This is a genomic window from Brotomerdimonas butyrica, from assembly GCF_025567305.1.
Classification (GTDB): domain Bacteria; phylum Bacillota; class Clostridia; order Peptostreptococcales; family Anaerovoracaceae; genus Lentihominibacter; species Lentihominibacter butyricus.
Genome location: NZ_JAOQJP010000010.1, coordinates 41,276 through 61,616, shown reverse-complemented (window position 1 = coordinate 61,616; position 20,341 = coordinate 41,276). Strand labels below are relative to the sequence as shown.

At 48.4% G+C, this 20,341-nt stretch carries 18 protein-coding genes and 1 pseudogene; 4 read left to right on the top strand and 15 right to left on the bottom strand.

Annotated elements, in window-relative coordinates:
- Positions 1–332: 332 nt before the first annotated feature.
- From OCV59_RS08140 to OCV59_RS08130, 3 genes are all read left to right on the top strand, one after another.
- The gene (locus tag OCV59_RS08140) at positions 333–1,283 is read left to right on the top strand and encodes a S66 peptidase family protein (protein ID WP_147593998.1); all 951 of its coding nucleotides are present in this window, start codon (positions 333–335) and stop codon (positions 1,281–1,283) included.
- A gap of 93 nt (positions 1,284–1,376) precedes the next feature.
- Positions 1,377–2,084, top strand: coding sequence for a purine-nucleoside phosphorylase (deoD, locus tag OCV59_RS08135; RefSeq protein ID WP_147593997.1), 708 nt, complete (start codon positions 1,377–1,379; stop codon positions 2,082–2,084).
- A gap of 67 nt (positions 2,085–2,151) precedes the next feature.
- Positions 2,152–2,517, top strand: coding sequence for a metal-dependent transcriptional regulator (locus tag OCV59_RS08130; RefSeq protein WP_147593996.1), 366 nt, complete (start codon positions 2,152–2,154; stop codon positions 2,515–2,517).
- Positions 2,518–2,628: 111 nt separating this feature from the next.
- On the opposite strand, the gene OCV59_RS08125 is transcribed toward OCV59_RS08130, so the two are convergent.
- The 14 genes and pseudogenes from OCV59_RS08125 to OCV59_RS08060 form a co-directional block, all read right to left on the bottom strand.
- Positions 2,629–3,267 (bottom strand): helix-hairpin-helix domain-containing protein, encoded by a 639-nt coding sequence (locus tag OCV59_RS08125; RefSeq protein WP_147593995.1) that lies wholly within the window; start codon positions 3,265–3,267, stop codon positions 2,629–2,631.
- Positions 3,268–3,363: 96 nt separating this feature from the next.
- The gene (locus tag OCV59_RS08120; RefSeq protein WP_147593994.1) at positions 3,364–4,029 is read right to left on the bottom strand and encodes a TIGR03936 family radical SAM-associated protein; all 666 of its coding nucleotides are present in this window, start codon (positions 4,027–4,029) and stop codon (positions 3,364–3,366) included.
- Positions 4,022–5,980: a TIGR03960 family B12-binding radical SAM protein gene (locus OCV59_RS08115; RefSeq protein ID WP_147593993.1), complete on the bottom strand. Its 1,959-nt coding sequence runs from the start codon at positions 5,978–5,980 to the stop codon at positions 4,022–4,024. Before OCV59_RS08115 ends, OCV59_RS08120 begins: the two co-directional genes overlap by 8 nt.
- A 4-nt stretch (positions 5,981–5,984) precedes the next feature.
- Positions 5,985–6,530 carry an HDIG domain-containing metalloprotein gene (locus OCV59_RS08110; RefSeq protein ID WP_147593992.1) on the bottom strand — a complete coding sequence of 182 codons (546 nt, stop codon included), beginning with the start codon at positions 6,528–6,530 and terminating at the stop codon, positions 5,985–5,987.
- A 77-nt stretch (positions 6,531–6,607) separates the two neighbouring features.
- Positions 6,608–7,114, bottom strand: coding sequence for a M23 family metallopeptidase (locus OCV59_RS08105; protein ID WP_147593991.1), 507 nt, complete (start codon positions 7,112–7,114; stop codon positions 6,608–6,610).
- Positions 7,115–7,306: 192 nt separating this feature from the next.
- A complete protein-coding gene (obgE, locus tag OCV59_RS08100) occupies positions 7,307–8,614 on the bottom strand; it encodes a GTPase ObgE (protein WP_147593990.1) in 1,308 nt (435 codons plus the stop codon).
- Positions 8,615–8,675: 61 nt separating this feature from the next.
- A complete protein-coding gene (gene rpmA / locus OCV59_RS08095) occupies positions 8,676–8,936 on the bottom strand; it encodes a 50S ribosomal protein L27 (protein ID WP_147593989.1) in 261 nt (86 codons plus the stop codon).
- 242 nt (positions 8,937–9,178) lie between these two features.
- Positions 9,179–9,487 (bottom strand): annotated as a pseudogene (gene rplU, locus OCV59_RS12075) (50S ribosomal protein L21); the annotation flags it as partial.
- A 230-nt stretch (positions 9,488–9,717) separates the two neighbouring features.
- The gene (gene recA / locus OCV59_RS08085) at positions 9,718–10,842 is read right to left on the bottom strand and encodes a recombinase RecA (RefSeq protein ID WP_147593987.1); all 1,125 of its coding nucleotides are present in this window, start codon (positions 10,840–10,842) and stop codon (positions 9,718–9,720) included.
- Between the two features lie 197 nt (positions 10,843–11,039).
- Positions 11,040–12,269, bottom strand: a complete 1,230-nt coding sequence (locus OCV59_RS08080; RefSeq protein ID WP_147593986.1) for a competence/damage-inducible protein A — start codon at positions 12,267–12,269, stop codon at positions 11,040–11,042.
- Positions 12,270–12,327: 58 nt separating this feature from the next.
- On the bottom strand, positions 12,328–12,861 hold the full coding sequence (gene pgsA, locus OCV59_RS08075) for a CDP-diacylglycerol--glycerol-3-phosphate 3-phosphatidyltransferase (RefSeq protein ID WP_147593985.1): 534 nt from the start codon (positions 12,859–12,861) through the stop codon (positions 12,328–12,330).
- 1 nt (position 12,862) lies between these two features.
- Positions 12,863–14,206 carry a 30S ribosomal protein S12 methylthiotransferase RimO gene (rimO, locus tag OCV59_RS08070; RefSeq protein WP_147593984.1) on the bottom strand — a complete coding sequence of 448 codons (1,344 nt, stop codon included), beginning with the start codon at positions 14,204–14,206 and terminating at the stop codon, positions 12,863–12,865.
- Positions 14,203–16,881: an FtsK/SpoIIIE family DNA translocase gene (locus OCV59_RS08065; RefSeq protein ID WP_147593983.1), complete on the bottom strand. Its 2,679-nt coding sequence runs from the start codon at positions 16,879–16,881 to the stop codon at positions 14,203–14,205. The genes rimO and OCV59_RS08065 overlap by 4 nt, the downstream gene beginning before the upstream one ends.
- A 33-nt stretch (positions 16,882–16,914) precedes the next feature.
- Positions 16,915–17,751: an undecaprenyl-diphosphate phosphatase gene (locus tag OCV59_RS08060; protein ID WP_147593982.1), complete on the bottom strand. Its 837-nt coding sequence runs from the start codon at positions 17,749–17,751 to the stop codon at positions 16,915–16,917.
- Positions 17,752–18,369: 618 nt separating this feature from the next.
- Here OCV59_RS08060 and OCV59_RS08055 point away from each other — a divergent pair.
- Positions 18,370–19,377, top strand: a complete 1,008-nt coding sequence (locus OCV59_RS08055) for an aspartate-semialdehyde dehydrogenase (RefSeq protein ID WP_147593981.1) — start codon at positions 18,370–18,372, stop codon at positions 19,375–19,377.
- Between the two features lie 224 nt (positions 19,378–19,601).
- Here OCV59_RS08055 and OCV59_RS08050 read toward each other — a convergent pair whose 3' ends face one another.
- On the bottom strand, positions 19,602–20,222 hold the full coding sequence (locus OCV59_RS08050) for a response regulator (RefSeq protein WP_147593980.1): 621 nt from the start codon (positions 20,220–20,222) through the stop codon (positions 19,602–19,604).
- Positions 20,223–20,341 lie beyond the last annotated feature (119 nt).

The following is a 20,341-nucleotide window of genomic DNA, read 5'->3' as shown; positions in this document are numbered from 1 at the left end:
CCGTCCCCACCAGTGCATAAGTTAAATGCACAGCAATGAGCAAAAGAAAAAGATGGATGTGTCTCCCATCTTTTTTTATTATGCAGGAAATATCGCTTTCGATATTTCCGGAACATCAACAAAAGTCTCATATGAAAATATGTGGCTAAGCCACTTTTGTTCTTATGCAGGAAATATCGCTCTCGATATTTCCGGAATATCAACAAAAGTCTCATATGAAAATACGTGGCTAAGCCACTTTTGTTCTTATGTAAAACATTCCAGTACCCGCGCTTTTCCACGCAGCATCGATCATCCCTGAACAGAATCAGTAAAATGAAACGAGGTAGGTCATGAAAAACCTTATCTTCCCTCACCCGCTTGTTCCCGGAGACAGAGTCGCGCTCGCAGCGCCTGCATCTCCGGTTTCACCGGACGCGCTGGATACTGCAGTCCGCTCGCTTAGAAGTATCGGTCTGGATCCTGTGGTGATGCCGGGGTGCCGCGAAAGTCTCGGCTACCTGTCAGGCACTGATGAGCAGCGCGCAAAGGACATCAACGATGCGTTCCGGTCAGACGACATAAGAGGCATATTCTGCGTTCGCGGCGGATACGGCTCCATGAGGATACTCCGTCTGCTCGACTGCGAAACGATCATGAAGCATCCCAAAGTATTCGCAGGTTTCAGCGACATCACCGCCATGCATATATTCCTTAACGAGAAATGCCGCATCGTCACGTTCCACGCACCGATGCCGGCCGCAGATTACGAAGCCATGGACTGCTTCACGCTAGGCTCGCTCAAAAACCATATATTCGGACAGCCTGACTGCAGCCCTTTGCATGATCCTCCCGGCATTCCAATAAATATACTGAACCCCGGGAAAGCATGCGGACAGATAACCGGCGGCAGCCTTTCCATAATGACAGCTCTGCTCGGGACTCCGTTCGAACCCGATACCCGCGGCAGACTCGTATTTCTCGAAGATGTAGGCGAGCCGCTTTACAAGATCGACCGGATGCTCACGTCTCTGATTCTTGCTGGCAAATTCGAAAACTGTGCCGGGATCGTCCTTGGCTCGTTCGAAGACTGTCCGCCGGACTGCGGGATCGCACATGAACAGTCCGCCCTGGACGAACTTTTTCGCGATATACTCATGCCGTGCGGCATACCTGTGATCTCGAATCTCCGATTCGGCCACACATACCCGCAGGTCACCTTCGCATCAGGCGCCGCCGCACTGCTGGACACGGAAAGCTCGACTCCGCTCAGGTACTGCCTTACAGCGGACTGTTACAGATAAATCTTCTCAAGACATAACTGTTTTATAAACTCCGCAAATGTGATATACTTGTGTTATAATAAATCCATAATGATATCAAAGGAGAATGCTTTTATGAGCACACATATAAATGCTGCAAACAAGAACGACATCGCTTCATCAGTGCTTCTTCCGGGCGATCCGCTCCGCGCGAAATTCATAGCTGAGAATTATCTTGAAAATGTCAGATGCTACAATGAGATACGCGGTATGCTGGGATTCACAGGAACATACAAGGGCGTTCCCGTGTCAGTACAGGGAACAGGCATGGGCATGCCGTCGATGGGTATATATTCATGGGAACTCATCACTGAATACGGTGTGGAAAATCTGATCAGGATAGGAACTGCAGGCGCTTTCCACAAGGACATCAAAGTAAAAGACATCGTTGTCGGCATGGCCGCATCGACAGACTCCAACTACATCCATGCGTTCGACGTACCGGGATCGTATTCACCATGCGCAAGCTACGAGCTGCTGACAAAGCTCGGCAAAGCTTCCGAGGAGCTCGACATACCGTTCAAGGCGGGAAACATCGTTTCATGCGACGTCTTTTATGAACTCAAGGAAGACTGGTGGAAAAAATGGGCTTCTATGGGCGTGATGGCCGTTGAAATGGAAGCCGCTGCGCTTTACATGAACGCTGCGTACAACGATGTGAACGCGCTGGCTGTGATGACTATAAGCGATCACTTCGTGACAGGCGAAAAGGCCACTGCCGAAGAACGTCAGAACTCATTCACAGACATGATGAAACTGGCTCTCGAAGCTGCCATAAAATAGAACGGCACATTGCAAAAACGACATACTGTAAAAAAGAAAAACAAATAAAAACGATTAGGAGGATAAATTGAAAGTATTAGAATCTGCTGAAAACTATCTGGAATCAATACTTATATTGAAGCAGAAAAAAGGGACCGTGCGGGCTATAGACATCGTCAACTATCTCGGATTTTCCAAGCCGAGCGTGAGCATCGCTCTCAAGCAGCTCGAAACGAACGGTTTCATCACCAGAGATGACGACAATCACGTACACCTTACGGAGTCCGGTCAGGAGATCGCCGAATCTATCTATGAAAGGCATCAGCTTCTCAGCACGCTGTTCATGAAGATCGGTGTTTCCAAAGAGACTGCACTCGAGGATGCCTGCAAGATAGAGCATCACATAAGCCAGGAGACTATCGACTGTCTGAAAAAGCACCTGGATTCCATATAGCAAGACGATACAGCGCAGCCGGGCGACACTGTCCGGACTGCGCTTTTCTGTATGTGCACCCTGCGCATTTTTCGTTTAAGCATTGTCCCGTTATCCGGAAATCCCGGGACCTCAGACTTTTATCCTGTCTTTTATCTTTTCAAAGCTCTTGTCCCCTATCCCCGAAACGTTCTTGATGTCTTCTATCGATGAAAATCTGCCGTTTTCTTTTCTGTAGTCTATTATCTTCTGTGCCGTGGCAGGTCCTATGCCGTCAAGCTCCTGCAGCTGTGCGGAATCGGCGGTGTTTATATTTATCCTGCCGTCTCCCCTGCTTACCTGCTGTCCCGATGAAGACGCATCTTCATCTTCTCCCGTTCCGTCGACCGCAGCAGGCGGTATGTATATCTTCTCTCCGTCTTCAACGAATGCCGCCCGGTTTATATCCGTGAGATCCGCATTCTCCGTGACACCTCCAGCAGCCTCTATCGCATCGCCGACCCGGCTCCCTTCATCGAGCTCGACTACCATCGGCGATACCACCTCGCCCCCGATGTCCACGAGGATCTTCGCCGTCTCGCTTTCAACAGCGACCGTGCTTTCCTTAACCGCATCGGTTTTCTTTTCATCATCGTCCGGCGATGCAAAAACAAAAAGAGCAGCAGTGATCGCGCAAGCGACCAGCACCGCTCTTATCAGCATATCTCTGTGTTCTTTTACAAAACCTGCAAGTTTTTCTCTGTCACCGATATACTCAATTATCTTTTTCACTGAACAAGCCCCCTTTCACTGAACATTTTACAGTGGTTGGAAGTTTTTGTCAATTACTTTTTCCTGTTTTTACCATCGCCTCGACACTGAACCACATTACTCGAAAAATATCTGTTTTCGCGTCACGTCCATCTCGCTCCTGTCAGTATCTATGCCCAGCCTTTCCGTGAATGTCTTTATCAGAAGCTCCGGACTGAGGTTGGAGATACTTCCCGAATCGAGCACCGTGTCTATCACGATCAGTCCGTCCTGCTGTGAAACCTGTAGCTGCCTTATCATCGGCTTTATATCGATCTCTACAGGGACTTTTTTCTTCTTCTGCTTTTTCAGCGTGATGATCCTGTCCTGACTCATGTAAAGCTCTGCGATCTCTCCATCGCTCATGTCTACAGGCTCTGCAAGCGGTATCTCTATCATGTACTCGGCTGCAACTGTCATCGCAGCAAGCGTTTTCCTGCCTTCCGCCATACGCTCGCAGCCTTTTATATCAAGTCCCGGCGGCATGAGCTCCGACAGTTTTTCCGCTATATATCCAGGCTCGTGATCCTCTGTAGTCTCTATTTCGATATACTCGTTAAGACCCGTGTATCCCAGTGACAGCGGCTGAGCGAACACCATTTTCGGATGAGGATTGAATCCATGCGAATACGCCAGCTTTATGCCTGCACGTTTGATGACACGGTTGAAAAGCCTCATGATATCTAGATGCGACGTATAGCATATCGTGCCTGTCTTCGAAAATCCCACTGCGTATTTATACATCTGACACCTCCCCGCACGACTGCTGATCTGACAGCTGCACCTCTGATGACTGTCCTTCTGACGGCTGCTTCACCTGCGGATCTTCTGACGGCTGCCGCTTTGCAGATCCCGGAGCATCAAACTCCGCGCCTTTGAAACACTCTGTAAACCTGTTCATCCCGCAGCCTGCGCATCCCAGCCTGCAGTCAGGAGTGACCAGCTCTTTCTTTGCCTTTTCGTTTTCTCTGATAAAAAACTCTTTGGTGACCAGCGGATCCACTATATCCCACGGAAGGATCTCATCATAGCTTCTCTCCCTGTAGCAGTAAAAATCGGGATCTATGCCGGTCTCCTCGAAAGCCTTCTGCCACAGCTCGGCTTTGAAATGCTCTGTCCATCCGTCGAATCTGCATCCCAGCCTGTGAGCTGCCTCGAGCACTCTGCCCACCCGCCTGTCGCCTCTTGCGAAAACAGCCTCCAGATTGCTGGTGTTCGTCTCGTGATAATTGAACGTCACACCTTTTATCTTGAGTTTTTTCGTGAGGTAAACATGCTTGTCCCTGAACATCTCAGGTGTATCCTGCGCTGCCCATTGGAACGGGGTGTGCGGCTTCGGCACGAAGTTCGAAACGCTTATGGTCACTCTGAACCTGCCGCCCTGTCTGCCTCTCAGCCTGTAGTTTATATCCATGATGTTACGAGCGATCTCGCCGATCCCGTCAAGATCCTCATACGTTTCGCCCGGCAGCCCGTCCATGAAATACAGCTTTATGTGATTCCATCCGAGCTCGACAGCCTGTTCGACCGCACCGTATATGTTCTCTTCCGTTATATTCTTGTTGATTATATTCCTGAGACGCTGACTTCCCGCCTCCGGTGCGAAGGTGAGTCCGGATTTCCTGTATCCCTGTATCTCATCCAGCACCTTGAACGAAAACGAATCGAGTCTGAGCGACGGAAGCGACAATGCGACGTTCTGCGCCGCGCACATTTCCATTAGCTCTGTAGCGAGATCCTCGAATCTCGAATAATCGCTGGTCGAAAGCGACAGCAGCGACAGCTCGTCGTGTCCGGTGTTCGCCAGCTGCTCCTCTGCGATGCGCTCTATCGTCTCTTTTTTACGTTCTCTTACCGGCCTGTATATCATGCCCGCCTGGCAGAATCTGCAGCCTCTTGTGCAGCCTCTGAAAGTCTCGACGACAGATCTGTCGTGCACCGTCTCTATGAACGGTACGATATTTTTTACCGGAAAATCCGCTTTTTCAAGGTCGCTGATCAGAGCTCTCCTCACTCTGTCCGGGGCCTTGTCATTGAGCTTGCGTATATTCCCGATGGTGCCGTCTTCATTGTACTCCGGCTCGTAAAAGCCCGGTATATAGACTCCGTCAAACTGCGACACCGTTTCAAGGAATTCTTTTTTTGAAGCCGAGTCCCGTCTGGCGATACACACTTTTTCAAACAGCTCCTCACCGTCGCCGATCATGAACAGATCTATGAAGTCAGCCAGAGGTTCAGGATTGTATGCGCATGGCCCCCCTGCAACTATCACGGGGTATCCTTCCCCTCTCTGGTCGCTTCTGACCGGTATGCCTCCCAGCTCGAGCATATTCAGTATGTTCGTGTAGCAAAGCTCGTACTGAAGAGTGAAGCCGACTATATCCATCTCCCTTATCGGAGTCAGAGTCTCCAGCGTGAACAGCTCCCTGCCGTTTTCCCGCATCAGCTGCTCCATGTCATCCGCCGGTGCAAACACTCTTTCGCAGTATATGTCGTCGTTTTTATTCAGTATATTGTAAAGGATCTGCATGCCGAGATATGACATGCCTATCTCGTATGTGTCCGGAAACGCAAAGCCTACGCGTACTGAAACGTCAGCCGGATCTTTGATCACGGAGTTGACTTCTCCTCCGATGTACCTCGCCGGTTTCTCAACGCGCCTGAGCAGCTTGTGCAGTTCTTTATCTATTGTCATTCGATCAGTTCTCCTGTTTTTCGTTGTTCATCATCAGCTCATCCACCGTCATACCTATTACGGATCTGATTTCATCGAGAAAACGTTTAGTGTCTTCTTTTTTCTCCAGTATGATCGGGATAGCTTCTTCCTTGCCGTTTCTCTTTGCTTTATCGATTATATATTCTATCCTGGAATCGAGTCCGACGTATGTGCCTTCTTTTACAAGGCGGTCGCCCAGGCAGACCATATCGGTCTCTGTCACTTCAGCTACAGGTGAAAACGGAGAGTATCTCATATGTACGCGGATTATGCAGCTCTCTTCCTTATATCCGAGCTTTTCCATGATATCCGCACCTACGTCCCAGTGTCTGTCTTCGACTCTCGATATATCGTGTAAAAGCCCTGCAGCCAGTATCAGCTCAAGATCAAGGTCATATCCTTTTTCATTGAGTGCGGACGCTATCACGAACGCAGTGCGTGCCACCTCGCGGCAGTGGTTCCTCACATGTTCCGGTGTGCCGTATTTTTCCAGAAGCTCTTCGCATTCTTCTCTTGTAGGGTGTTTCATCAATTGCCTCCTTGCCGCGCGTCAGTGCTTGTCAACTGTTACAGCGCGCATGCGTCCATTATACCATATACCGCAACTCATTCAAATTCCCTAAATGAATAATAGAACTGTTTTTCGTCAGACTTCTCATATGTGCCTATGATCTGACCTTTTTTTACTCTGGATGGCACTTTCACTCCTGTCGTGCTCAGATTCCCGTAAAGGCTTTCGCCTTTTTCTCCATGGGTGATCTTTATGTATTTGCCGATCTCCTCGTTCTCACCGACTGACGTGACCTCTCCTCCGGCAACTGCATATACCGATGTGCTGTCACCGGAAAATTCTTCATCTATCGGCTCTCCGTATGATGTCCCGCCTGCTATGTACCCCGCCGTCTCGATCACACGCTCAGTCAGCGAAGCCGCCAGATCCCTGCACTTTACAGCTGCAGCATGCAGGCCTTCTCCGCTGCACACGGCGCTGATCATACTGCCGGCCGCTGCCGTGTCTTTTTCCTGCATAGCTGCGCGTGTGTTTCCCGAAAAAAATACGACCGCCAGAACAAACAGCGCGATGACGGTCCTCTTAAGTGTCTTTCGTTCCATATCTGCACCTCCATATACTATCTATATTTGAAAGGTGCAAAAAAAGAAGACGTTTTATCCGTATACGTCTTCTTTGCTCTCTGCTGTTTTGGATTTTTAAGGGCAGCCCGTCAGTCTTTTTCCCGGGATCCTGCTTTTTAGGATACTGTTTCTCAGGATCCTGCTGCCTAAGACTCTGCTGCCTATTAAACCCTAGAACTGATCGAGATACTCCTCATCCAGATACTCGAGTTCAAAATCCTTTATCTTTATCGTATCACCGTCCTCGATGCCGAGTTCTTTCATCTTGTCAAGTGCGCCGCTCTTTTCTATATACCTGTAGAGATATCTTACCGATCCCGAATCTGTAAAGTTCGTGGAATTGAATATCTTTTCGAGCTGTTTTCCGCTCAGTATATAGTTCCTGCCGTCGAATTCGACTGAAACCGTCCTGTAGTCAGGATCATATTCATCAGCCTCGAAGTCGAACATCTCATAACCGTCATCTTCCTGAGGTTCTTCCAGAAGCTTCTGCAGCTTGTCCGCAGCTTCTGCCAGGACCTCTTTCACACCGATGTTTATCGGCGCCGACATCGGGAATACCTTGTATCCCTTTGACTCGACGTATTCTTTGAACTCAAGGTATTTCGGATCATCTTCGCTGATGAGATCTATCTTGTTTGCCGCCACGATCTGCGGTTTCTTCATCAGTCTCGGACTGTACTGTTCAAGCTCTCTGTTTATCTTGTCAAAATCCTCTATCGGATCGCGTCCCTCGCTCCCTGAAACGTCCACAACGTGTATGAGGACTTTCGTTCTCTCTATATGTTTCAGGAATTTGTGGCCGAGTCCCGCGCCCTGATGCGCGCCTTCTATTATCCCTGCTATGTCCGCCATCACGAAGCTCGTGTCATATATCTGCACGACCCCGAGGTTCGGAGCTATCGTCGTGAAGTGGTAATTCGCTATCTTAGGCTTTGCACTCGTGGAAACAGACAGCAGTGTCGATTTGCCGACATTAGGGAATCCTACCAGCCCTACATCTGCTATCAGCTTCATTTCGAGTATTATCTCGCGTTCTTTTGCAAATCCGCCGGCTTCCGCAAAGTTCGGCGCCTGTCTGGTGGACGTCGTGTACTTCACGTTGCCCTTCCCGCCTTTACCGCCTTTCGCAGCGACAAAGGACTGGCCGTTCTCCGTCAGGTCCTGCATCACAAGTCCCGACGCTTCGTCTATCACAACTGTGCCGACAGGAACTTTTATCACGAGATCCTGGCCGTTCTTGCCGTATCTCTTTTTCTTCATTCCATTCTGACCGTTTTCCGCCTCATATTTTCTTTTATATCGAAAATCCATCAGAGTTCTGAGATTTTCATCTGCCTGGAAAATAACGTCTCCGCCTTTTCCTCCGTCTCCGCCGTCAGGTCCGCCTTCCGGCACGAATGGCTCTCTTCTGAAAGAAACAGCACCATCTCCGCCTTTTCCTGACTTTATAAAAATTCTGGCTCTGTCTACAAACATGGAACCTCCTTTATCAAAAAAGTAAAGCCCCTATAAAATAGGGGCTCTCAAAACAATCTGTTTATGCTTCTTTTGGATATACGCTTACTTGCTTTCTGGTTTTGTCATATCTTTCAAACTTGACAGCTCCGTCAATCATTGCAAATAATGTATCGTCTCCGCCTTTTCCTACATTGTTGCCAGGGTGGAACTTAGTTCCTCTCTGTCTAACTAAAATGCTTCCGGCACTTACAAACTGACCGTCGCCTGTCTTAACGCCTAAACGTTTCGACTCACTATCACGACCGTTCTTCGAGCTACCTACACCTTTCTTACTTGCCATCGACCAGACACCTCCTCGCTATATCAATATCAGTTAAATTCTTAAATACTTTGCTTTTACTATTTTAATGCAGCTTCGATAGTTTCGATCATTACCGCATTAGTAGCTTTTTCATCGATTTCGATGTTGTTTTCCTTAGCAAATTCTATAAGTTCTGCTTTTCTCATAGATTTTAAGGACGGCTTCTTAGCAGCTTTTGCTTCTTCTGCAGCTTCAGGTTTTGCAGCCACTGTAGTATCACCATCGATCGAAGTGATCTCTACGAGTGTATACGGCTGTCTGTGACCCTGCTTCTTTCTGTAGTCTTTCTTTGCCTTGTACTTGAAGATGATCACCTTCTTGCCTTTGCCTGTTTCGATAGCTTTTCCCTCTACTACAGAACCTTCGACATAAGGAGCACCTACTTTTACATCAGCACCTTCACCTACTACCAGCACCTTGTCAAATACTACCTTTGATCCGTCTTCTACATTGCTGAGCTTTTCAACAGCGATCTGATCACCGTTCTTGACTCTGTACTGCTTTCCGCCTGTTTCGATAATTGCGTACATTATAATTCTTACCTCCTCTATCCAGTCTCGCCTAACCAGGTAGCAGTTTTATCTTGAATATCAAACTGCATTTCAAAAAACCCTCTTCGAGCGGCTTACATTCATATATATTACTATATTTCAGCTTCAATGTAAAGTAAATTTACTGTATTTTGCACATGTTTTTATTCGTTCTGCTGCTGCATTTCAAATACGTTTCGACTTGCCTCAGCAGCTTTGCGGAACCGGAGTTATTCGATGATGACTCCATCCTCGTCGATGAAGAATTCATCTTCCAATGCATCCGGTATATCCTGTACCGGTTCTTCATCTTTTTTATCCTTGTCGGCCTTGAGCGTATCGAGCAGCAGTCCTTCGACCTGATCAAGCACATCAGGATTCTCTTCAAGATACTTCTTGACGTTCTCTCTTCCCTGTCCGATCCTGTTGCCGTCAAAGCTGTACCATGATCCGGCTTTCTCTATGATCTTCGCATCTACTGCACAGTCGAGCACATCCCCGGATTTCGAGATGCCCTTGCCGTACATGATATCGAATTCCGCCTGCTTGAACGGAGGCGCCACCTTGTTCTTTACGATCTTCGCTCTCGTCCTGCTTCCCAGTATCTGATCGCCCGATTTGATGCTCTCGACCTTTCTCACATCTATACGCATCGATGAGAAGAACTTGAGAGCGCGTCCGCCTGTAGTCGTCTCAGGGTTTCCGAACATCACTCCGATCTTTTCTCTGAGCTGGTTTATGAAGATTATAGTAGTATTCGTCTTGTTGATGACTCCCGCGAGCTTTCTGAGGGCCTGCGACATCAGACGAGCCTGCAGACCGACTGTCGCATCTCCCATCGCACCGTCTATCTCATGTTTCGGAACGAGAGCCGCTACCGAATCGACTACCACGATCTCCACAGCGCCGCTCCTGACGAGCATCTCTGCGATCTCGAGAGCCTGTTCACCGTAATCCGGCTGTGAAACGAGAAGTTCGTCCACATCGACTCCGAGATTTCTCGCATATTCCGGATCCAGTGCATGCTCCGCATCGATGAATGCCGCTCTTCCGCCCTGTTTCTGGGCTTCTGCGATGATATGTAAGGTAAGAGTAGTCTTACCTGATGATTCCGGTCCGAACACCTCTATGATCCTGCCCTTCGGGACTCCTCCGATACCTGTTGCAAGGTCAAGGCTCATCGAACCTGTAGATATAGCTTCTATATTCATTCTGGCGCTGTCATCGCCGAGCTTCATAACAGCACCCTTTCCAAACTGCTTCTGTATCTGGGCCAGAGCTTCATTGAGCGCTTTATCTCTATCCTCTTTGCTGGCCGTCTTCATGTTTTTAGTTTCGTTGTTTTTAGCTGCCATCCGATTTCCTCCAATCAAGAACATTTGTTCTTAAACCATGATACCCTACTTTTGCTCCAAGGTCAAGACAATTTTTCCGATGCATAAAACTCACCGGAATGAACATTTTACCGTCCCGCCCTGAAGCTCCGATGTCATGGAATAATTTTACATCAAGCGCCGTATTTTGTCAATATTTTACAATACATTAAATGTGATCAAATATTCCTGTTTATCATATCGAGCATGCTGAGCAGTGTATACCTGCGGTTCCAGCTCCTGTCGTCATCGCCCGTACTCAGCTTCCTGCACAGTTTCTTATCACCGTACATGAAACCTATATATATCAGTCCTACAGGCTTTTTCGCGCTACCACCGCCAGGACCTGCGATGCCAGTAACGGATATGCATATATCGCTGCCGCTTGCTTTCCTGAGACCTTCGACCATTTCAAGCGCAGTCTCTTCGCTGACAGCACCGTACTTTTCCAGAGTCTCCGCTTTCACGCCCAGCTCGTCCATCTTGGCCTGATTGCTGTATGTCACCAGCCCGCGCTGGAACACCTGAGATATTCCCGGGATGTCCGTGACCGCAGCAGCGAACAAGCCTCCCGTGCACGATTCTGCCGACGAAAGCGTCAGACCGCGATCCATCAGCTTCCTGCACACTACCTGTACCAGTTCTTCATCGTCACAGCTGTATATATACTCTCCGACGCGCTCCTTTACCTTCTCTAGCATGTCGTTGACAGCCTTTTCAGCCTCAGCCTCGGTCTTCCTCTTGGAAGCCACTCTGAGCGAACACTCGCCCTCCTTTGCATAAGTGGCCAGCGTAGGATCTGTCTGTCCGTCGATCAGATCGAGAAGATCAGTCTCCAGGCGCGACTCGCCTATGCCGAATACCCTTGCCATCCTGTAATAGATGACCTCGCTGGAAAGCGACTGTATGAACGGCTTTACGCTGTTCTCGAACATCGGCTTCATTTCAGACGGAGGCCCCGGCATGCAGATCACGTACTTTCCCTCATTTTCAGCACAGAAACCCGGCGCTGTGCCGTTTTCATTATGGAAAACGACCGCACGTGACGGCAGGTATGCCTGTTTCCTGTTGTTCTCGGTCATGTCCTTGCCGGCATTCCTGAAATATTCAGTGAGAGAGTTCATCTCGTCTTCGTTTTTCACGAGCTCGTCTTTCATCACCTTGCACACGACTTCCTTGGTGAGATCATCCTGCGTCGGTCCGAGACCGCCAGTAGTGATCACCATGTCGCAGTCTTTGAGTGCCAGCTTGATCATGTCCTCGACTCTTTCGGGATTGTCTCCCACCGTATAGTGGTACATCACGTCAAAGCCCAGCATGTTCAGCTGCTGTGAAAGATACACTGTATTAGTATTCGTTATCTGCCCGAAAAGCAGTTCTGTACCGATACTCAGGATCGCAGTTTTCATATCTCATTCCTTCTTTCCTGTGTTTTCCTGCATTTGTTGTTTTTCCTGAATTGAAAACCTACATAGAAAACAGTTTCTTGTTCTTGATTATGTATTCAGTCCCTGATACTACCGTCATCACGAGGGCTATCCAGAGGAATATCGTATCCATCGGCAGATTGAAGCTCAGCATGCTGAACGGCCAGTTGTCGAGCAGCAGCAGAGGTATCGCGATCATCTGCGTTATGGTCTTGATCTTTCCTGTTATCCCGGCTGCGATGACTATTCCCTGTGCCGCAGCCACCTGTCTCATGCCTGTGATGATGAATTCTCTTCCGAGTATCACGACTACCATCCAGCCTGCCACATCTCCGATCTGCACCAGACATATCAGCGCCGACATCACCAGCAGCTTGTCCGCCAGCGGATCCATCAGCTTTCCGAAATTAGTCACGAGATTGTGTTTTCTCGCGATATGTCCGTCCAGCATATCGGTCAGCGCCGCGAGTATGAAGATCACCGTCGCCGCGTACCTGTAGCCGAGCAGAAACACGATGATGAACACCGGTATCGCGAAAATTCTTCCCATCGTAAGTTTATTAGGCAAATTCATATTATCCCTCCATCTTTCCTACAAGATCATAGTCGAATGCGTCTGTTATCTTTACCTGCACCATGTCTCCCGGCACAAGTTCTTCATCTGCTGTAAAAATCACCGTGTTGTCGATCTCCGGAGCGTCATATACCGTCCTGCCGAGATATGCGCCGTCTTCATCCGTGCCGTCCACCATCACTGTCATAGTATCTCCGACTTTGGACTCGTTTATTTCCCTGGAAATGTCGAGCTGTCTGCGCATTATCGCATCTGCGCGCATCGCCTTGACGTCTTCATCTATCTGATTTTCCATATCTCCCGCAACAGTCCCTTCCTCGCGTGAATATGCAAATACGCCAAGTCTCTCGAACCTCGTTTCCTCGACGAATTCCAGGAGCTCTTCAAACTCTTCCTCAGTCTCTCCCGGGAATCCCGTGATGAGCGTCGTCCTTATGTGGATGTCCGGCATCACTGTACGCAGTCTGCCAAGCGTATCCTTTATGCTTTCCGTAGTCGAATGTCTGTTCATCGCGCTCAGCACTCCGTCAGACACATGCTGCAGCGGTATATCGATGTAATCGCAGATCTTTTCTTCGGACGCCATCACTTCTATCAGTTCATCGGTGATCTTGTCCTCGTAGCAGTACATTAGCCTGATCCATCTTATGCCGTCGACCCTGCAGAGCTTTCTGAGCAGCTCCGGGAGCATCAGTCTGCCGTAGATATCCGTACCGTATTCTGTCACGTCCTGAGCGATCAGTATGATCTCTCTGCAGCCCTTTGACGCCAGCAGCTCAGCTTCTTCTATTATATTCTCCATCGGTCTGCTCCTGTATGCACCCCTTATCTGCGGTATCACGCAGTATGCGCAGCAGTTGTTGCAGCCTTCGGCTATCCTCAGCGTCATTGAATAAGGGTTGTCCTTTATCTTTCTTGCGGAAAATTCGTAGAATGCATCCGGCTGGCAGCTGAAAGCCTGCAGACGCTTGCCTTTCCTGTACTCCTTCACAAGCTGCGGCAGCTTTTCATAATCATTGACCCCGAGGAAAATGTCGACCTCTGGCATCTCGTCGGCCAGCTCTTTTCCGTATCGCTGCGAAAGACATCCTGAAACTATCAGTATCTTTTTCTCGTGATCCGGCGCCTGCTTCGCGGATTCATCTATGAATCTCGCCATGTCGAAAATGCAGCCTATCGACTCCTGCTTCGCGTCGTTTATAAAGCCGCACGTATTCACAAGGATCGCGTCTGCTTCGGCAGGGTCGTCTGTCAGCGACATCCCGGTCGATTCCCATATTCCTCCTATGCTCTCCGAATCATTGAAATTTTTCGGACATCCCATCGTTTCTATGTATAATTTCATTCTTTCTCTATATCCTCTGTACTTTCTTTCATATTTATTAGATCCGCTTCTGTGATCAGCACCTGTCTCGGTCTGCTCCCGTCTGACGGACCGACGATCTGCCTGTCTTCCATCATGTCGATTATCCTGGCGGCTCTGTTGTAGCCTATCCTGAACCGTCTCTGCAGCATCGACACGGATGCCTGCTGCGCCTGCACGACAAGCTCTATCGCATCAGGAAGCAGCTCATCTTCAAGATCTCTGTTTCCCTTCTCTGCGTCAGGGACATTGGCACGCTCTATTGAGTCGAGAACGTTATCCGAATATCTTGTCTCCTCATTCTGCGCTTTCACAAAATCGATGATGCTGTTGACTTCATCATCCGAAATGAATGCGCCCTGGACTCTTATCGGCTTGCCGCTGCCGAGCGGATTGAACAGCATATCGCCTTTTCCCACGAGCTTTTCGGCTCCCGACATGTCCAGTATCGTCCTCGAGTCGACCTGTGATGATACTGCAAAGGCTATTCGCGACGGTATGTTGGCTTTTATGACTCCCGTTATTACGTCTACCGACGGTCTCTGCGTAGCCACGATCAGATGCATGCCTGCGGCTCTCGCTTTCTGCGCAAGCCTGCAGATAGACTCCTCTACCTGTGACGGCGCTGCCATCATCAGGTCAGCCAGCTCGTCTATTATGATGACGATCTGAGGCATCACGCTTTCGTCATCGCCCTTTGCCTTCATCGCCTTGTTGTAGCCGGTCAGCTCGCGGACTCCCTCTGCCGCGAATTTCTTGTATCTGTCATCCATCTCTGCGACAGCCCAGTTCAGTGCGGCGGCGGCCTTTGACGGCTCCGTCACGACCGGTATCAGCAGATGAGGTATGCCGTTGTAGTTTGCAAGCTCCACGACCTTGGGGTCGACGAGAACGAGCTTGACTTCATCAGGTCTTGCCTTGTAAAGGAAGCTTGCTATTATCGTGTTTATGCACACGCTCTTTCCGGACCCTGTAGAACCTGCGATCAGCATGTGCGGCATCGTCTTAAGATCTGCGACTATAGCCTTCCCCGCGATGTCCTTTCCTACTGCAAACGTTATCTTCGACTCTGATTTCTTGAATGCTGCAGAATCGATGATCTCTCTGGCAGTCACCATGTTGATCCTGTCGTTTTCTATCTCTATGCCGACTGCCGGTTTTCCTGGTATCGGCGCTTCTATCCTGATGCTCTTTGCCTCCATGTTGAGTGCGATATCATCTGCAAGGTTTTTTATGCCTTTGACCTTTACACCGCTGTTAGGGTGTACCTCATATCTTGTTACCGTAGGACCCTGTGTGACATTGGTGACCTGTGCATCTATATTGAAACTGTGCAGTGTGTCTTCCAGCTTCATCGCCTTCGCTCTGAGGATGTTTTCTTCCTCTGCGGCGTTTCCCTTCGACCGCTTCGCCTTGTTCAAAAGGTCTATCGGCGGAAATCTGTAGCTTTCCGACGTCGTCGTCACATTGAAATCGCCTTCTTTGAGCATGCTCTTTGCAGCTTCGGCCTTCGAAAGCTTTTCTTCCATTTTTTTAGGAGAAAATCCGCCGACTATTATCGGACTGCCGAAGCCTTCTGTCTCCGCTTCACCGCCCGCTGCTGCACCTGTATCGAATGCATCTTCTGCCACATGTGCAGTATGTACAGATGTGTTTCTTTCCTGTGCAGGCATATCTGTTCCTGCTTCTTCAGCAGCCTTCTTTCGACGCTTCTTTTTCTCCCTGTTTTCTCCAAGTGAAAAGTCGAGCTCCTGCTCTGCTCCGTTCCTGCCCGAAGCCAGATCGTCATCTTGCATATATCCCAGTATCTTTTTCTGTCTCGCGCTCACTCTCCCGCTGTGCGCATCCGGCATCGGGATATATCCCTGCATGTTATCCGCCGCATATCCTGCGGCAGGTCCCGCAGCTGCAAAGCCTGCGCCTTCATACTCCGGCTCATGGACTTCAGGATATGAAACCTGAGGTTTTTCCTTTCTCCTGGCTGCCGCACGCTCCTGCTTAGACTCATCATGTTTCGCCTTCTTTTCCCTGGCTTTTTCGAAAAACCGGGATACCGGCGTGTTCATGAGGAGAAGCAGACATATTATCACGACTACTACTGCGAATATGTAAAGCCCCGGAAGGCCTGTGAGCATCACGATGGTCTTGCCTACCATCATACCGAACACTCCGCCGTCATCCAGCGCCATGCCGTTGTTGTAATAGACCGCCATGTTCCAGAAATTCTGATTTATCACGCTTTCATCTATGAACCTTCCCGAATTGATCAGCGATATCATCAGAAAGATGATCAGCAGCAAAACTGCAGATTTTATGCCTACATGTATGGTCTTTCTCATAAACAGCAAAATGCCGTATATTATAAAATAATACGGCAGTATGTATGCGGCAAATCCAAACAGACCTTTGAAAAAGTGCGACAGCGACATCCCTATTGCTCCTGCCGCCGAAGTCTGGAACGCTATGATGAAGAAAATACCTACAGCGATCAGAATGATGGATACTATCTCATCCCTCACTCTGCTGTCGATCCTCCGTTCATCTGCCTCCGCAGCCTTCTTCCTGCCGGCAGCCGATGTCTTTGAGGATGATGAGCTGCTCCTGCTTTTTGTCCCCCCGGACGTAGATCTCTTCTGCTGTCGTTTTTTTTCAGTCATCCTTTTACCTCTGTAAACAAGTGATTTTATCTTCTAGGCGAATATAAGCGCATAGACTATAACTGCTATACCCAGAGCCCATGTATATATCGAAAATCCGATCAGGTTTTTGTTCGAAACAAGCTTTATCATCGCTTTGATCGCAAACAGACCTGAAATGGCAGCAACTACCACACCTGCGATGACCGGACCTACGAGTGATATGTCCAGTCCTTCTCTGAACGCATCGGGCGCTTCAAGTATCACTGAACCGAGTATCGACGGGATCGATATGAGAAATGCGAATTTAACTGCGAATTCCCTGTTGAGACCCGATATCAGACCTCCGAAAAGAGTCGATCCCGATCTGGAAACTCCCGGGCATATCGCAACACCCTGCATGAATCCCACGAACAAAGCGTGTCTGAACTTCATTTCTTTTACAGTTTTATTGCTCTTTCCCATCCTTTCGGCGATCACGAGTATCGTACCTGTAATTAGCAGACCTATGCCGATCGCTACGAGTGAAAGATACATCGCATTGAACAGATCATTGAACAGCAGACCTATCACTGCCGTCGGTATCGTAGCGACGATTATCATGAAGCCGAGACGTCTCGTCGGATTGGCATTTATCCTGAGTCCTTTTCCTGTAAAAATATCCTTTATCACTGCTCCGAGCTCTTTTATCAGATCAACGATGTCCTTCCAGTAAACTATGAAGACCGATACCAGAGTACCGAAATGCAGAAGCACTGCAAAAGGAAGCACATTATCCGCATTTATGCCGAAAAAGTACTGCAGAAGCGCCAGATGTCCCGAGCTGCTGATAGGTAAAAACTCCGAAAGCCCCTGTGCCAGTCCCAGAATCACCGCCTGAATGTAAGTCATGTTTAGTTCCTCCCTGAAATTGTACTTTAAAATGATCCAAGTGCATACTGAAGCAGACGCCCCGGCCGATCCGCCCGATCCATCTGTTTCAATAAACACTTCCCTGCGGCAACGCCGCTTATTATCCAAGTGTTATTTATTATAACAGACAAGCTCGTCGCAGTCTGTTTCAATAAACACTTCCTTGCGGCAACGCCGCATATCATCTAAGTGTTTATTATAACATATCCCTTCCGCAATTAATATGTGTTTTTTGTGTGCAGCATGATGCCAAGCGGCATCGCAGCATGATACGGAGCAACATTGTAAAACACTGTCACACAATCCGTATTACCACCACTCCTTCGCACACCGAAGCACTGCATCTTTACACAAGGCCTATGCGCATTTTTTGTGGTTTTCAACTAAAAATCCGAACATTTTTATGTTTTTTGTTAAAGTATTAATTATAAGAAATCCCTTCTTATCCCTTTACACAGGGGTGCCTGAGGTAGTATAATCGTTGATAAAGCATATGTTGCACGCATTATGACGCGATCATCATCCGATGCATATGCATAGAATAATTATACAGAATATAATAAAAATCAACAATACATTTAGGAGGTCACAATTATTATGAAGAGAAAACCCAATATTGCAGTCGTGGGAGCTACCGGAGTAGTCGGTTCCACATTTTTAAAGGTTCTGGAAGAGAGAGATTTCCCTTTCGAGAACATTTACATGATGGCATCTGCTAAATCAGCAGGCAAAAAGCTGACCTTCAAGGGGAAAGAATACACAGTCGAAGAGCTTACAGAGCATTCATTCGACAAGCCGATCGACATCGCACTTTTCTCAGCCGGTGGCTCAACAAGTGAAAAATTCGCACCTATCGCAGCAGCCAAAGGCGTTACCGTTGTAGACAACAGCAGCCAGTGGAGAATGGACAAGGAAGTTCCTCTCGTAGTCCCTGAAGTAAACCCTGAAGATATCAAATGGAACAAGGGGATCATCGCAAACCCTAACTGCTCGACTATCCAGGCTATGGTAGCTCTGAAACCTCTCCAGGACAAATACGGCATCAAGAGAGTCGTTTACTCGACTTATCAGGCTGTTTCAGGCTCAGGTGTAAAGGGCATCAATGATCTGAAGAACGGTCTTGCAGGAAAAGAGGATGAGCTTCAGGCTTACGCACATCCTATCGCAGGAAACTGTCTGCCTCATATCGATGTGTTCACAGACAACGGATATACAAAAGAAGAAATGAAAATGATCAACGAGACTCACAAGATCCTCGGCGATGACAATATCAGAGTAACTGCAACTACAGTTCGTGTGCCGGTATTCGATTCACACAGCGAATCCATCAACATCGAACTGGAGAAGCCGTTCGAGCTCGAAGACATCTTCGAACTGTTCAAGAACTCGCCTGGAATCGTAGTTCAGGATGACATCGAACACGATGTATACCCTCTCGCAAGAGACGCTGCAGGTACAGACGAAGTTTACATCGGCCGTATCAGAAGAGACTTCTCAGTTGACAACGGACTCAACATCTGGGTAGTTGCAGACAACATCAGAAAGGGCGCTGCAACAAACGCTATCCAGATCGCAGAACAGCTCCTCAAGGACATGGACGACTAATCAGCTGCAGCTAGGCCTGAGCACTTAACACGCCGCAAGCCGCTGCGCGTCCTGCCTATGACAGCTGCAGCACCTGCCCGGAGAACGCTTGAGGCTTTTGCAGATTTGAGACTTTTATAAAAACAACGGACTGCATACGGAAGATCAGATAAAGATCTCCGCTCCGCAGTCCGTTTTTCATTGCATATTATTGCTGCACATTTATAGACATCTGCGTCAAATCGTTACGCCCTGAACGCAACCCTGAACACGGTCTTCCCGTCAGCGGAAGCCGCACTTATCTGCCCGCCGTGACTTTCCACTATATTCTTCGCTATCGCAAGGCCGAGACCGAACCTGCCTTCGCTCCTGTTCCTCGATTCATCTGCACGATAAAAACGCTCGAATATCTTTTCCTCATCGCCTGTCTTTTCGCATCTGAGCTTCGACTTCGCCGTATCGAGCTGCAGGTCCCCGTACTCCAGACGATCGCTGTTTTTGAATTCAGAAGGGTCGCGGAGCTGTATGTTTACTCTCGCCATCAGCTCATCCATATGGAAAGGCTTGGTGATGTAGTCGTTCGCGCCGTGTTCGAGACCGTTGAGCTTGTCCTCCAGCATCGACCTCGCAGTCAACATTATCACCTTGCTCGCGATCTTTGCTTTCCTTATCTCTCTCAGTATCTCGAACCCGTTTTTCCCCGGCAGCATCACATCGAGTATTATAAGATCGTATATGCCGGTCATCGCATTGTAAAGACCCTCGTCTCCGTCATAGCAGACATCTGTCGTGAAATTTTCCTTTTTGAGTTTTGCGGCTGTCACATCAGCCAGATTCTTTTCATCTTCTACAATCAAAATACGCATAATAATCACCGTGATAAAAATAACTTACATTTATTAAATCAACCTTAAATACAGCCTATTTTAACATTTTTGCAAAAAAGTTTTCGCGTTTAATGTTCATTTAAGGAAGAAAAGTTATC

Bases quoted from the DNA above. Each gene is read 5' to 3' on its own strand.
- OCV59_RS08140 (WP_147593998.1), top strand. From the start codon at position 333: ATGAAAAACCTTATCTTCCCTCACCCGCTTGTTCCCGGAGACAGAGTC.
- deoD (WP_147593997.1), top strand. From the start codon at position 1,377: ATGAGCACACATATAAATGCTGCAAACAAGAACGACATCGCTTCATCA.
- OCV59_RS08120 (WP_147593994.1), bottom strand. From the start codon at position 4,029: ATGTATAAATACGCAGTGGGATTTTCGAAGACAGGCACGATATGCTAT.
- OCV59_RS08115 (WP_147593993.1), bottom strand. From the start codon at position 5,980: ATGACAATAGATAAAGAACTGCACAAGCTGCTCAGGCGCGTTGAGAAA.
- OCV59_RS08110 (WP_147593992.1), bottom strand. From the start codon at position 6,530: ATGAAACACCCTACAAGAGAAGAATGCGAAGAGCTTCTGGAAAAATAC.
- OCV59_RS08105 (WP_147593991.1), bottom strand. From the start codon at position 7,114: ATGGAACGAAAGACACTTAAGAGGACCGTCATCGCGCTGTTTGTTCTG.
- obgE (WP_147593990.1), bottom strand. From the start codon at position 8,614: ATGTTTGTAGACAGAGCCAGAATTTTTATAAAGTCAGGAAAAGGCGGA.
- rpmA (WP_147593989.1), bottom strand. From the start codon at position 8,936: ATGGCAAGTAAGAAAGGTGTAGGTAGCTCGAAGAACGGTCGTGATAGT.
- recA (WP_147593987.1), bottom strand. From the start codon at position 10,842: ATGGCAGCTAAAAACAACGAAACTAAAAACATGAAGACGGCCAGCAAA.
- OCV59_RS08080 (WP_147593986.1), bottom strand. From the start codon at position 12,269: ATGAAAACTGCGATCCTGAGTATCGGTACAGAACTGCTTTTCGGGCAG.
- pgsA (WP_147593985.1), bottom strand. From the start codon at position 12,861: ATGAATTTGCCTAATAAACTTACGATGGGAAGAATTTTCGCGATACCG.
- rimO (WP_147593984.1), bottom strand. From the start codon at position 14,206: ATGAAATTATACATAGAAACGATGGGATGTCCGAAAAATTTCAATGAT.
- OCV59_RS08065 (WP_147593983.1), bottom strand. From the start codon at position 16,881: ATGACTGAAAAAAAACGACAGCAGAAGAGATCTACGTCCGGGGGGACA.
- OCV59_RS08060 (WP_147593982.1), bottom strand. From the start codon at position 17,751: ATGACTTACATTCAGGCGGTGATTCTGGGACTGGCACAGGGGCTTTCG.
- OCV59_RS08055 (WP_147593981.1), top strand. From the start codon at position 18,370: ATGAAGAGAAAACCCAATATTGCAGTCGTGGGAGCTACCGGAGTAGTC.
- OCV59_RS08050 (WP_147593980.1), bottom strand. From the start codon at position 20,222: ATGCGTATTTTGATTGTAGAAGATGAAAAGAATCTGGCTGATGTGACA.